This is a genomic window from Pseudomonas sp. FP818 (genome assembly GCF_030687335.1).
Classification (GTDB): Bacteria; Pseudomonadota; Gammaproteobacteria; order Pseudomonadales; family Pseudomonadaceae; genus Aquipseudomonas; species Aquipseudomonas shahriarae.
In genome coordinates, this window is sequence record NZ_CP117427.1 from 1285623 (window position 1) to 1299035 (window position 13413).

The window sequence follows — 13413 nt, forward strand, 5'->3', positions numbered from 1 at the left end:
TCATGGCCACGCTGCGTATTGCATTGGTGGCCGGAGAAGCTTCCGGCGATATCCTCGGCGCTGGCCTGATGCGCGCCATCAAGGCGCAGCATCCAGCCGTTGAATTCATTGGGGTCGGCGGCCCGCTGATGCAGGCCGAAGGCCTGACTTCCTACTTTCCCATGGAGCGTTTGTCGGTCATGGGGCTGGTGGAAGTGCTGGGGCGCCTGCGCGAGCTGCTTGCTCGGCGCAAACTGCTGATCCAGACCCTGATTGCAGAAAAACCGGACGTCTTTATCGGTATCGACGCACCGGACTTCACCCTCAATATCGAACTCAAACTGCGTCAGGCCGGGATCAAGACCGTGCATTACGTCAGCCCGTCCGTATGGGCGTGGCGGCAAAAGCGTGTGCTGAAGATCCGCGAAGGCTGCGACCTGATGCTGACCCTGCTGCCTTTCGAGGCGCGGTTCTACGAAGAGAAGGGCGTGCCGGTCAGGTTTGTCGGCCACACCCTTGCCGATACCATCCCGCTGCAGGCTGATCGCGCCGCCGCCCGCGCCGAGTTGGGCCTGCCCGACGGGCCGCTGGTGGCGTTGATGCCCGGTAGCCGTGGTGGTGAAGTCGGGCGCCTGGGCGCACTGTTTTTCGATGCGGCCGAGCGTCTGCTGGCCTTGAAACCCGGGGTGCGGTTTGTACTGCCGTGCGCGAGCCCGCAACGGCGTGCACAGATCGAGGCTTTGCTGGTAGGACGTGACCTGCCGTTGACCCTGCTCGACGGTGGTTCGCACCTGGCCCTGGCGGCCTGTGATGCGGTGTTGATCGCCTCCGGTACCGCCACGCTGGAGGCTTTGCTCTACAAGCGGCCGATGGTTGTGGCCTATCGCCTGGCGCCGCTGACCTACTGGATTCTCAAGCGCATGGTCAAAAGCCCGTACATCTCCTTGCCCAACCTGCTGGCCCAGCGGTTGTTGGTGCCGGAGTTGCTGCAGGACGCTGCTACCCCCGAGGCCTTGGCCCAGACCATTCTGCCGTTGATCGATGGTGGCGAAGAGCAAACCCGCGGCTTTGACGAAATTCACCGTACCTTGCGCCGTGATGCGTCGAACCAGGCCGCAGACGCCGTGTTGACCTTGATCGGCCGCCAGCAGGAAACCCTATGAAGACGCAAATGGGCCTGGATTTCAGCCTGGTCGCCCAAACCCACGAACTGGTCGCCGGTGTCGATGAAGTAGGGCGCGGCCCGTTGTGCGGCGCAGTGGTCACGGCGGCGGTGATTCTTGATCCGAATCGTCCGATCCTCGGTCTCAACGACTCGAAGAAGCTCACCGAAGCCCGTCGTGAAAAGCTTTTTGATGAAATTTGCGAAAAAGCCCTCAGCTGGCATATCGCCCGGGCCGAAGTCGAAGAAATCGACGAACTGAACATCCTGCATGCCACGATGCTGGCCATGCAGCGCGCCGTCGAGGGTCTGCACATCACCCCCAAGCTGGCGATGATCGACGGCAATCGCTGCCCGAAGCTGGCGATGCCGGCCGAGGCGGTGGTCAAGGGTGACAGTAAGGTGCCGGCAATTGCCGCCGCCTCCATCCTGGCCAAGGTCAGTCGTGACCGTGAGATGGCGGCGTTCGAATTGATCTATCCGGGCTATGGCATTGGTGGCCATAAAGGCTACCCGACGCCCGTTCATCTGGAAGCCCTGGCCCGATTGGGCCCGACGCCGATCCACCGCCGCTCGTTTGCCCCGGTACGCCAGGCTTATGAGGTGCGCGAAAGCCTGGTCGAGCTTTAGGCGCAGGCTGATGTTTTACTCAAGGCCCGGTACAATCCGGGCCTTGTTGTTTTCACACGTATCTAGACAGGATCACTATGCCGGCTTCATTCGTTCACCTGCGCCTGCACACTGAATACTCCCTGGTCGACGGCCTGGTACGGATCAAACCGCTGGTCAAAACCCTGGTGGGCATGAATATGCCGGCCGTGGCGGTGACCGACCAGAACAACATGTGCTCCCTGGTCAAGTTCTACAAGAGCGCCATGGGCGCCGGCATCAAGCCGATCTGCGGCGCCGACTTGTGGCTGTCCAATAAAGACCCCGATAACGCCTTGAGTCGCATCAGCCTGTTGGCAATGAACGGCGTGGGTTATCGCAACCTGACTGAACTGATTTCCCGCGGTTTTATCGACGGCCAGCGCAACGGCTCGATCATCATCGAGCGCGAATGGGTAGCCGAGGCCAGCGAAGGGCTGATCATGCTGTCGGCTGCCAAGGAAGGAGAGGTCGGCCTCGCCTTGCTGGGCGGCAATCCCCAGGAGGCAGAAGTGCTCGCCCGGGAGTGGATGGCGGTGTTCCCTGACCGCTTCTACCTGGAAGTTCAGCGCACCAATCGCCCCAACGACGAAGAGCACCTGCACGCTGCCGTGGCCCTGGCCGAAAAGCTGGGTGCGCCGCTGGTCGCCACCAACGATGTGCGTTTTATCAAGAAGGAAGACTTCGAGGCCCACGAAACCCGCGTGTGTATCGGCGAAGGCCGGGCGCTGGACGATCCGCGTCGCTCGAAGAACTACAGCGAAGAGCAGTACCTCAAAAGCGCCGAGGAAATGGCTGAGCTGTTCAGCGATTTGCCCGAGGCCCTGGAAAACTCCGTCGAAATTGCCAAGCGCTGCAATATCGAAGTGAAGCTGGGCAAACACTTTTTGCCCAACTTCCCGATTCCCGATGGCATGACCATCGACGAGTATTTCCGCAAGGTGTCGTTCGATGGTCTGGAAGAGCGTCTTTCCGTCCTGCTGCCCAAGGACACCACCGAAGACTACGAGGCCAAGCGCCAGGTGTATGTCGACCGGCTGAACTTCGAGCTGGATATCATTATCCAGATGGGGTTCCCCGGTTACTTCCTGATCGTAATGGACTTTATCCAGTGGGCCAAAAGCAACGGCGTGCCGGTGGGCCCTGGCCGGGGGTCGGGTGCCGGCTCGCTGGTGGCTTATGTGCAGAAGATCACCGACCTTGACCCGCTGGAATATGACCTGCTGTTCGAACGGTTCCTGAACCCGGAACGGGTATCGATGCCCGACTTCGACGTCGACTTCTGCATGGATGGTCGCGACCGGGTCATCGAATATGTGGCCGAAAAATATGGCCGTAACGCTGTAAGCCAGATCATCACCTTTGGTTCCATGGCGGCCAAGGCGGTAATTCGCGACGTGGCGCGGGTACAGGGCAAGTCCTACGGTCTGGCGGATCGTCTGTCGAAGATGATCCCCTTTGAAGTCGGCATGACCCTGGAAAAGGCCTACGAGCAGGAAGAAATCCTGCGCGACTTCATCAAGGTCGATGAAGAAGCCGCCGAAATCTGGGACATGGCGCGCAAGCTCGAAGGCGTGGTGCGTAACGTTGGTAAGCACGCCGGTGGCGTGGTAATCGCGCCGACCAAGCTGACAGACTTTTCGCCGATCTATTGCGACGAAGAAGGCGATGGCCTGGTAACCCAGTTCGACAAGGATGACGTGGAGGCGGCCGGCCTGGTGAAGTTCGACTTCCTCGGCCTGCGTACCCTGACGATCATCGACTGGGCGCTCAAGACCATCAACCGTGAGCGCGCCAAGGTGGATGAAGCGCCGCTGGATATCGCTTTTATCCCACTGGACGACAAACCCACCTACGCGCTGCTGCAAAAAGCCGAAACCACTGCGGTGTTCCAGCTTGAATCCCGCGGCATGAAGGAGCTGATCAAAAAGCTCAAGCCCGACTGCCTGGAAGACTTGATCGCACTGGTGGCCCTGTTCCGTCCGGGCCCGCTGCAATCGGGCATGGTGGACGACTTTATCAACCGTAAGCACGGGCGCGCCGAACTGGCTTACCCGCACTCCGACTACCAGTACGAAGGCCTCAAGCCGGTACTGGCACCGACCTACGGCATCATCCTGTATCAGGAACAGGTGATGCAGATCGCCCAGGTCATGGCCGGCTACACCCTTGGCGGTGCGGACATGCTGCGCCGGGCCATGGGTAAGAAAAAACCCGAGGAAATGGCCAAGCAGCGCGGCGGCTTCATTGAGGGTTGCGCCACCAACAATATCGACGCCGACCTGGCCGGTAACATCTTTGACCTGGTGGAAAAGTTCGCCGGTTATGGTTTCAACAAATCCCACTCCGCCGCCTACGGCCTGGTGTCATACCAGACTGCCTGGCTGAAGGCCCACTACCCGGCGCCGTTCATGGCGGCGGTGCTGTCGGCGGATATGCACAACACCGACAAGGTCGTGACCTTGATCGAAGAAGTGCGGACCATGAAGCTGCGCCTCGACGCGCCGGACGTGAACGCCTCGGAGTTCAAGTTCACGGTGAACGACGAAGGTCGCATCATCTATGGCCTGGGCGCGATCAAGGGCGTGGGCGAAGGCCCGGTTGAGGCGATTACCGAGGCGCGCCAGGACGGTCCGTTCAAGGACCTGTTCGACTTCTGCGCCCGGGTCGACCTCAAGCGCATCAACAAACGTACCCTCGATGGCCTGATCCGCAGCGGCGCACTTGACCGTCTTGGTCCGTACTTCCATGACGAGTCGAAGGCCTACCAGGCCAATATCGACCGTAACCGCGCGGTACTGCTGACCGCCATGGAAGAAGCGATCAAGGCCGCTGAACAAACCGCCCGCACCCATGACAGTGGGCATGCCGACCTGTTTGGCGGGTTGTTCGTCGAAGAAGATGCCGATGTGTACGCTAACCACCGCAAGGCCAAGGAGCTGACCCTCAAGGAACGCCTCAAGGGTGAAAAAGACACCCTGGGCCTGTACCTCACCGGCCACCCGATTGACGAATATGAGGGCGAAATCCGGCGTTTTGCCCGCCAGCGCATCATCGACCTGAAACCGGCGCGCGATACCCAGACCGTGGCCGGGATGATCATTGCCCTGCGGGTAATGAAGAACAAAAAGGGCGACAAGATGGGTTTCATCACCCTCGACGACCGCTCCGGGCGTATCGAAGCGTCGCTGTTTGCCGATGCGTTCCATTCCGCGCAGTCGCTGTTGCAGACCGACGCGATGGTGGTGGTGGAGGGCGAGGTCAGCAACGATGACTTCTCCGGCGGCCTGCGCCTGCGGATCAAACGCGTAATGAGCATGGAAGATGCCCGCACCAACCTGGCCGAAAGCCTGCGCCTGAAGGTGAAAACCGAAGCGCTCAAGGGCGATCAGCTACGCTGGCTGGGGGATCTGCTCAAACGTCACCGTGGTGCGTGCCCGGTGACCATGGAGTACACCGGCAGCGATGCCAAGGCGATGTTGCAGTTTGGCGAGACGTGGCGAATTGACCCGGCTGATGGCTTGATTCAAGCATTGCGTGACCAGTTCGGGCGTGACAACGTCTTCCTCCAATACCGTTGACGGTCAGGGCTGCCCTTGTACCCCTGACCTCGACTCGACATTTAATCTCGACCTTGACGCGCCTCTCCCTTAAGGTAGGGCGCGAATAGACAACCGGCTGGCCAGGCACTCCCTGGCCGTCGACCCAAGACGGACGCTTATGAACCCGAATTTTCTTGATTTCGAACAGCCGATCGCTGACCTGCAAGCCAAGATCGAAGAGCTGCGCCTGGTCGGCAATGACAATTCGCTGAATATCGGCGATGAAATCTCCCGCCTGCAAGACAAGAGCAAGACGCTCACCGAAGACATCTTCGGCAAGCTGACCAGCTGGCAGATCGCGCGCCTGGCCCGCCACCCGCGCCGTCCGTACACCCTGGACTACATCGACCACATTTTCACCGAATTCGACGAGCTGCATGGCGACCGCCACTTCTCCGATGATGCGGCGATTGTCGGCGGCATTGCCCGCCTGGATGACCAGCCGGTGATGGTGATCGGTCACCAGAAAGGCCGTGAAGTGCGCGAGAAAGTGCGTCGCAACTTCGGCATGCCGCGTCCGGAAGGCTACCGCAAGGCCTGCCGCCTGATGGAAATGGCTGAACGTTTCAAGATGCCGATCCTGACTTTTATCGACACCCCGGGCGCCTACCCAGGCATCGACGCTGAAGAGCGCAACCAGAGCGAAGCGATTGCCTGGAACCTGCGGGTGATGGCGCGTCTGAAAACCCCGATCATCGCTACCGTGATCGGTGAAGGCGGTTCCGGTGGTGCGCTGGCCATTGGCGTCTGCGACCAACTGAACATGCTGCAATACTCCACCTATGCGGTGATCTCGCCGGAAGGTTGCGCCTCGATCCTGTGGAAAACCGCAGAAAAGGCCCCCGATGCTGCCGAAGCCATGGGGATCACCGCTGATCGCCTGAAAGGCCTGGGTATCGTCGATAAAGTGATTGCCGAACCCCTGGGCGGCGCTCACCGCGACCCGGCGGCCGCATCGGCCACCATCCGCGCCGAACTCTGCGCGCAGTTGGACATGCTCAAGAAATTCGACAACGAGGCGCTGCTGGCCCGTCGTTACGAGCGCCTGATGAGCTACGGTCTCTAAGCTACTGCATTACCCTGTGGGAGCGGGCTTGCCCGCGATAGCAATGTGTCAGTGCCAGATGGGTTGACTGGTACACCGCTGTCGCGGGCAAGCCCGCTCCCACATTTGCGTTGTATATGCTTGGCTAACGTATTCCAGTTTTGCGGCGGTAACGTGCGATGAAACCAACTCTAACCGCCAAACTCCTGCAAACCCTGGCCCCCTGGCGCGACGCCCCGGCCTGGCAGATCGCCTACTCCGGCGGACTCGACTCCACGGTTCTGCTGCACCTCCTTGCCGATCTGGCAAAAACCCAATCCTTGCCGCCACTGCAGGCTATCCATGTTCACCACGGCCTCCAGGTTGCGGCCGACGCGTGGCCAGCCCATTGCCAGGCGGTCTGTGATGCCGCCGGTGTGCCGCTGCGGGTCATGCGTGTGCAGGTGCCATCGGGTGCAAGCCTGGAGCGTGCGGCCCGTGACGCGCGCTACCAGGCGTTCGCCGAGGCAATCGGCCCAGGTGAGTTGCTACTCACTGGCCAGCACCGTGACGATCAGGCCGAGACCTTGCTGTTTCGCCTGCTGCGGGGCGCGGGAGTGCGGGGCCTCACCGGCATGCCCGCCCAGCGATCTTTGGGTGGGGGGCACCTGATGCGGCCGCTGCTGGAGGTGTCGCGAGCCGAACTGGAAACTTACGCCCGCGAGCAGCAGTTGAGCTGGATCGAAGACCCCTCCAACGGCGACCCACGCTTTTCCCGGAATTACCTGCGCCATCATGTGTTTCCCGTACTTACGGCGCGCTGGCCCCAGGCCGTGAATAGCCTGGCCCGTACTGCCGGGCATCTGGCGCAGGCCCAGGAGCTGCTCGATGAGTTGGCGCAACTGGATATGCAGGCCGCTCAACTGCCGTCGGCGTTTCCCTGGCTGGCGCTGCCATCGTTGGCACTTGCGCCACTGCGCGATCTTTCCGACGCTCGGCAGCGCAACGTCCTGCGCTATTGGCTGGCGCCGTTGACGGCGATGCCCGACAGCGAACATTGGGTTGGTTGGAGCGCCTTGCGCGATGCCAAGGAGGACGCGCAGCCGGTGTGGCGTTTGGCTGACGGCCAATTGCAGCGTTGCAACGATCGTATCTGGTGGATACCTACCAATTGGTCAGAGTTTTCCGACAGTCCTTTGAGCTGGTCGCACCCGCAAAACCCACTACAGTTACCTGGCAACGGGCAGTTGTATTTCAGCGGGCATGCCCCTGAAGGCCCTTTGAGCATCCGCTACCGCCAGGGCGGTGAAGTCATGGACGTGCCCGGCCGTGGCCGGCGCGACCTCAAGCGTCTGCTCAACGAAACGGCTGTACCGGGCTTTATCCGTGGCAGATTGCCGCTGCTCTACCAGGGCAGCCGTCTGGTGGCCGTGGCCAACCTGGCAGGGGCCTCGACAGGGCAGGGGGATGACTGGCAATTACATTGGGCGCCACCAACCTGCGATCAAGGTTTGAGCTGATAGCGCCTTTCCGGTAGACTACGCTCCCTTCTTGATACAACTTCTGTGGATTCTCCTGAAACACAGTTGTTGCCGATTACCAAGCAGTCTTTGCTGGGCGATTCCAAAAAATGTGTAGCGATCAACGTACCGGTGTTCCATTGCTGGTCTGTCACAACGCGGCGGTTTTTTTGAAAGGTGCACTGTGATTAATGCAGGTGATCGGGGGCTTCGGCCTTCCTTCGCTTTCCCCGGCGGCTCCGACCGCTTTAACGCAGACTTCTAGGGTTTTTCATGACGCGCTACATATTCGTCACGGGCGGTGTTGTTTCTTCATTGGGGAAAGGCATTGCCTCCGCTTCGTTGGCGGCCATCCTGGAGGCGCGGGGACTTAAGGTCACCATGCTCAAGCTGGACCCGTACATCAACGTCGACCCGGGCACCATGAGCCCGTTCCAGCACGGTGAAGTGTTCGTCACCCACGACGGCGCCGAGACCGACCTGGACCTGGGCCACTACGAGCGGTTCATCCGCACGACCATGACCCAGAACAACAACTTCACCACCGGCCGTGTCTACGAGCACGTGCTGCGCAAGGAGCGCCGTGGTGACTACCTGGGTGCAACCATCCAGGTGATCCCGCACATCACCGACGAAATCAAGCGCCGCATCATCAAGGGTGCAGGCGATGCCGACGTGGCGATGGTCGAGATCGGTGGCACCGTGGGTGACATCGAATCCCAACCGTTCCTCGAAGCCATCCGCCAGTTGCGTTTCGAAGTCGGCGCCAAGCGCGCGATGCTGATGCACCTGACCCTGGTGCCGTACATCGCCACCGCTGGCGAAACCAAAACCAAGCCTACCCAGCACTCGGTCAAGGAACTGCGTTCCATCGGCCTGCAGCCGGACGTGCTGGTATGCCGCTCCGATCACCCGATCGACATTTCCTCGCGTCGCAAGATCGCCCAGTTCACCAACGTTGAAGAACGTGCGGTGATTGCCCTGGAAGACGCCGATACCATCTACAAGATCCCAGGCATCCTGCATTCCCAGGGCCTGGATGATTTTGTGGTCGAGCGTTTCGGCCTGCAGTGCAATGGCGCGGACCTGTCCGAGTGGGAAGCGGTGGTTGACGCCAAGCTCAACCCTGAGCACGAAGTCACCATCGCCATGGTTGGCAAGTACATGGAGCTGCTGGACGCGTACAAGTCGCTGATCGAAGCGATGAGCCACGCGGGCATCAGCAACCGTACCAAGGTCAACCTGCGCTACATCGACTCCGAAGACATCGAAAACCAGGGCACCGCGCTGCTCGAAGGTGTGGATGCGATCCTCGTGCCAGGCGGTTTCGGCCTGCGTGGCGTGGAAGGCAAGATCACTGCCGTGCAGTACGCTCGTGAGAACAAGGTGCCTTACCTGGGTATCTGCCTGGGCATGCAAGTGGCCGTTATCGAGTTCGCTCGTAACGTGCTGGGCTGGAAAGACGCCAACTCCACCGAGTTCGATCACACCAGCGGCCACCCGGTCGTGGGCCTGATCACCGAGTGGGAAGATGCCACCGGCGCTGTCGAAACCCGTACCGAAAGCTCCGACCTGGGCGGCACCATGCGCCTTGGCGCACAGGATTGCCTGCTGGAGTCCGGCTCGCTGGTGCACGACTGCTACGGCAAGGACGTGATCGTCGAGCGTCACCGTCACCGTTACGAAGTGAACAACAACCTGCTGCCGCAGATCAAAGCGGCTGGCCTGAAAATCTCCGGTCGCTCCGGTGATGGCAAGCTGGTTGAAGTGGTCGAAGCCCCGGATCATCCATGGTTCGTCGCTTGCCAGTTCCACCCTGAGTTCACTTCGACGCCGCGCGACGGTCACCCGTTGTTCAGCGGTTTCGTTAAAGCAGCACTGACGCAACATCAGAAGAAGGCGTAAACCTGATGGCCCAGAAGATCATTCGCGTAGGCGACATCGAAATTGCCAACGACAAGCCCATGGTGCTGTTTGGCGGCATGAACGTGCTGGAAAGCCGCGACATGGCGATGCAGGTCTGTGAAGAGTACGTAAAGGTTACCGAGAAATTGGGTATCCCTTATGTATTCAAGGCCAGCTTCGACAAGGCGAACCGTTCGTCCGTGACCTCCTATCGCGGCCCGGGCCTTGAAGAAGGCATGCGGATCTTCCAGGACATCAAGCAAGCCTTCGGCGTGCCGATCATCACCGACGTCCACGAGCCTGAACAGGCTGGTGTGGTCGCCGAGGTATGCGACATCATCCAGTTGCCGGCCTTCCTGTCGCGCCAGACCGACCTGGTCGTCGCGATGGCCAAGACCGGCGCTGTGATCAATATCAAGAAAGCCCAGTTCCTCGCGCCCCAGGAGATGAAACACATCCTGAACAAGTGCGTGGAAGCGGGTAATGACCAGTTGATCCTCTGCGAGCGTGGTTCGAGCTTCGGCTACAACAACCTCGTGGTGGACATGCTTGGTTTCGGCATCATGAAACAGTTCGAATACCCGGTGTTCTTCGACGTGACCCATGCGCTGCAAATGCCTGGTGGTCGAGCCGATTCCGCCGGTGGCCGACGTGCCCAGGTACTGGATCTGGCCAAGGCCGGTATCAGCCAGTCCCTGGCAGGCCTGTTCCTGGAAGCCCACCCGGATCCGGACAACGCCAAGTGCGACGGTCCTTGCGCTCTGCGCCTGGACAAGCTGGAGCCATTCCTGGCCCAACTCAAGCAATTGGACGAACTGGTCAAGAGTTTTCCGACGGTAGAGACCGCGTAACCCGCGTTTCTCCGGTAAACTTTCCGCGCTTTATGCTCAGGCCCCCGGGCCTGAGTCTTGTCGTCTGCAAGCCTGCCCCGTTGTTCCACCCTTGCGGTCGGTCAAAAGATTTCCTTCAGCTGCGTCGTTTTCGTCAACTTTGGAGTGTTTACAACAATGGCAAAAATCGTCGACATCAAAGGTCGTGAAGTTCTCGACTCCCGTGGCAACCCCACCGTCGAAGCCGACGTGCTTCTCGATAACGGCATCATCGGCAGCGCCTGCGCGCCGTCCGGTGCTTCCACCGGTTCGCGCGAAGCGCTGGAACTGCGTGATGGCGACAAGAGCCGTTACCTGGGCAAGGGTGTCCTCAAGGCAGTAGCCAACATCAACGGTCCGATCCGCGACCTGTTGCTGGGCAAGGACCCGCTGGACCAGAAAGCCCTCGATCACGCGATGATCAAGCTCGACGGCACTGAAAACAAAGGCAGCCTCGGCGCCAATGCGATCCTCGCTGTATCCCTGGCAGCTGCCAAGGCTGCCGCCCAGGACCAGGACCTGCCGCTGTACGCGCACATTGCCAATCTGAACGGCACTCCGGGCGTGTACTCGATGCCAGTCCCAATGATGAACATCATCAACGGTGGCGAGCACGCAGACAACAACGTCGATATCCAGGAATTCATGGTGCAGCCAGTGGGCGCCAAGACCTTCTCCGAAGGCCTGCGCATGGGTACCGAGATTTTCCATCACCTCAAAGCGGTACTGAAGGCCCGTGGCCTGAGCACAGCAGTGGGTGACGAAGGTGGTTTTGCACCGAACCTGGCGTCCAACGAAGATGCACTGAAAGTGATCTCCGAAGCCGTGGCCAACGCTGGCTACAAGCTGGGCACCGACGTGACCCTGGCCCTGGACTGCGCGGCCAGCGAGTTCTACGAAGATGGCAAGTACAACCTGTCCGGCGAAGGCCAGGTGTTCAACTCCGAAGGTTTCGCGGAATACCTGAAGGGCCTGACCCAGCGCTACCCGATCATCTCGATCGAAGACGGCCTGGACGAGTCTGACTGGGACGGTTGGAAAATCCTTACCGACAAGATCGGCGAGAAGATCCAACTGGTCGGTGACGACCTGTTCGTGACCAACACCAAGATCCTGAAAGAAGGCATCGACAAGAAGATCGCCAACTCGATCCTGATCAAGTTCAACCAGATCGGCACCCTGACCGAAACCCTGGAAGCCATCCAGATGGCCAAGGCTGCGGGCTACACCGCCGTGATCTCCCACCGCTCCGGCGAAACCGAAGATTCGACCATTGCCGACCTGGCTGTGGGCACCTCGGCGGGCCAGATCAAAACCGGTTCCCTGTGCCGTTCCGACCGCGTTTCCAAGTACAACCAATTGCTGCGTATCGAAGAGCAACTGGGCGGAAAAGCCAAATACAACGGTCGTGGCGAGTTTCGCGGCTGAGTAGTTGATGGTAAAAAGACAAAGGATTGTGTCGGAAAACTCGCTGTAGAGTGAATTTGCGCACTAATCTGATGCCTATCAAGCACAAGCCTGGGTCTTCCAGGCTTCGTGCTATCAGTTGCTTCAAAAGTTTTGCATGGCTGTCTTTTTTCACTGGATACCCGATATTCGATGCGCAGTCCCAATTGGTTGTTCCTCGTCCTGCTCTTGCTGCTGGCTGGCCTGCAGTACCGCCTTTGGGTGGGCAATGGCAGTCTGGCGCAGGTGACCGACCTGACCCAGCAAATTGCCGCGCAGCACGCCGAGAACGAGGTGTTGCTGGAGCGCAACCGTGTGCTCGATGCCGAAGTGCTTGAGTTGAAAAAAGGCATGGAGACCGTTGAAGAGCGGGCTCGTCATGAATTGGGCATGGTCAAGGAGGGCGAAACCCTCTACCAGTTGGCCCAATGAGCGCCTGTTTGCCGGCCTTCTGGGCCGTGATTCCTGCCGCGGGCGTCGGTGCCCGTATGGCCGCGGACCGTCCCAAGCAGTATCTGCAGTTGGGCGGGCGCACTATTCTCGAACACAGCCTTGGCTGTTTTCTCGACCATCCGAGCCTCAAGGGGCTGGTGGTCAGTCTGGCGGTCGATGATCCTTACTGGCCCAACCTGGCGTGTGCTGCCGACCCGCGTATCCAACGTGCGGACGGCGGGGCAGAGCGCTCAGGCTCGGTGCTCAATGCACTGTTGCAACTCAATGCCCTGGGCGCCGGCGATGACGACTGGGTGCTGGTGCACGATGCTGCGCGGCCGAACCTGAGCCGCGAAGACCTCGACACGTTATTGGCGCAGTTGGCGGACGACCCGGTGGGTGGCTTGCTCGCCGTACCGGCCCGCGACACCCTCAAGCGTGTCGACAAGCGGGGGCGGGTGGTGGAAACCATTGACCGTAGCCTGATCTGGCAAGCCTACACCCCGCAAATGTTCCGCCTCGGCGCCTTGCACCGCGCGTTGGCCGATAGCCTGGTGGCTGATGCGCTCATCACCGATGAAGCCTCGGCCATGGAGTGGTCTGGCCAGGCGCCACGTTTGGTGGAAGGGCGTGCGGACAATATCAAGGTGACGCGGCCGGAGGATCTGGAGTGGCTTAGGTTGCGGTGGGCTAATCGCCGGTAGGCTGCTGGACCGAGGTGACTTCATCGCAGGCAATCCAGCTCCCACACCTGACCGCATTCCAACAGAGATACGCGGTCAGGTGTGGGAGCTGGCTTGCCTGCGATGAGGCCAGGCCAGGCACC

10 protein-coding genes are annotated in these 13413 nt (G+C 60.3%); all 10 read left to right on the plus strand.

The window, feature by feature from the left end; genetic code table 11:
* The first annotated feature begins 2 nt into the window (after nt 1-2).
* Nucleotides 3-1142, plus strand: coding sequence for a lipid-A-disaccharide synthase (gene lpxB / locus PSH80_RS05705; protein WP_057439895.1), 1140 nt, complete (start codon nt 3-5; stop codon nt 1140-1142).
* On the plus strand, nt 1139-1771 hold the full coding sequence (gene rnhB / locus PSH80_RS05710; protein ID WP_057439893.1) for a ribonuclease HII: 633 nt from the start codon (nt 1139-1141) through the stop codon (nt 1769-1771). Before lpxB ends, rnhB begins: the two co-directional genes overlap by 4 nt.
* Nucleotides 1772-1848: 77 nt before the next feature.
* On the plus strand, nt 1849-5370 hold the full coding sequence (dnaE, locus tag PSH80_RS05715) for a DNA polymerase III subunit alpha (protein ID WP_057958701.1): 3522 nt from the start codon (nt 1849-1851) through the stop codon (nt 5368-5370).
* A gap of 139 nt (nt 5371-5509) precedes the next feature.
* Nucleotides 5510-6457, plus strand: coding sequence for an acetyl-CoA carboxylase carboxyltransferase subunit alpha (locus tag PSH80_RS05720; protein WP_029297260.1), 948 nt, complete (start codon nt 5510-5512; stop codon nt 6455-6457).
* 158 nt (nt 6458-6615) lie between these two features.
* A complete protein-coding gene (gene tilS / locus PSH80_RS05725; RefSeq protein ID WP_057958702.1) occupies nt 6616-7935 on the plus strand; it encodes a tRNA lysidine(34) synthetase TilS in 1320 nt (439 codons plus the stop codon).
* Between the two features lie 273 nt (nt 7936-8208).
* Entirely contained in the window at nt 8209-9840 is a 1632-nt protein-coding gene (locus PSH80_RS05730; RefSeq protein ID WP_057439891.1) for a CTP synthase, read from the plus strand.
* 5 nt (nt 9841-9845) lie between these two features.
* The gene (gene kdsA, locus PSH80_RS05735; protein ID WP_057439889.1) at nt 9846-10691 is read left to right on the plus strand and encodes a 3-deoxy-8-phosphooctulonate synthase; all 846 of its coding nucleotides are present in this window, start codon (nt 9846-9848) and stop codon (nt 10689-10691) included.
* 156 nt (nt 10692-10847) lie between these two features.
* Nucleotides 10848-12137: a phosphopyruvate hydratase gene (gene eno, locus PSH80_RS05740; RefSeq protein WP_029297253.1), complete on the plus strand. Its 1290-nt coding sequence runs from the start codon at nt 10848-10850 to the stop codon at nt 12135-12137.
* A 171-nt stretch (nt 12138-12308) separates the two neighbouring features.
* Nucleotides 12309-12587, plus strand: a complete 279-nt coding sequence (gene ftsB, locus PSH80_RS05745) for a cell division protein FtsB (RefSeq protein ID WP_029297251.1) — start codon at nt 12309-12311, stop codon at nt 12585-12587.
* On the plus strand, nt 12584-13291 hold the full coding sequence (ispD, locus tag PSH80_RS05750) for a 2-C-methyl-D-erythritol 4-phosphate cytidylyltransferase (protein ID WP_057958703.1): 708 nt from the start codon (nt 12584-12586) through the stop codon (nt 13289-13291). Before ftsB ends, ispD begins: the two co-directional genes overlap by 4 nt.
* Nucleotides 13292-13413 lie beyond the last annotated feature (122 nt).

What these genes read in the sequence shown, in the direction of transcription:
- lpxB (WP_057439895.1), top strand. Translation starts at nt 3, where the DNA reads ATGGCCACGCTGCGTATTGCATTGGTGGCCGGAGAAGCTTCCGGCGAT.
- rnhB (WP_057439893.1), top strand. Translation starts at nt 1,139, where the DNA reads ATGAAGACGCAAATGGGCCTGGATTTCAGCCTGGTCGCCCAAACCCAC.
- dnaE (WP_057958701.1), top strand. Translation starts at nt 1,849, where the DNA reads ATGCCGGCTTCATTCGTTCACCTGCGCCTGCACACTGAATACTCCCTG.
- PSH80_RS05720 (WP_029297260.1), top strand. Translation starts at nt 5,510, where the DNA reads ATGAACCCGAATTTTCTTGATTTCGAACAGCCGATCGCTGACCTGCAA.
- tilS (WP_057958702.1), top strand. Translation starts at nt 6,616, where the DNA reads ATGAAACCAACTCTAACCGCCAAACTCCTGCAAACCCTGGCCCCCTGG.
- PSH80_RS05730 (WP_057439891.1), top strand. Translation starts at nt 8,209, where the DNA reads ATGACGCGCTACATATTCGTCACGGGCGGTGTTGTTTCTTCATTGGGG.
- kdsA (WP_057439889.1), top strand. Translation starts at nt 9,846, where the DNA reads ATGGCCCAGAAGATCATTCGCGTAGGCGACATCGAAATTGCCAACGAC.
- eno (WP_029297253.1), top strand. Translation starts at nt 10,848, where the DNA reads ATGGCAAAAATCGTCGACATCAAAGGTCGTGAAGTTCTCGACTCCCGT.
- ftsB (WP_029297251.1), top strand. Translation starts at nt 12,309, where the DNA reads ATGCGCAGTCCCAATTGGTTGTTCCTCGTCCTGCTCTTGCTGCTGGCT.
- ispD (WP_057958703.1), top strand. Translation starts at nt 12,584, where the DNA reads ATGAGCGCCTGTTTGCCGGCCTTCTGGGCCGTGATTCCTGCCGCGGGC.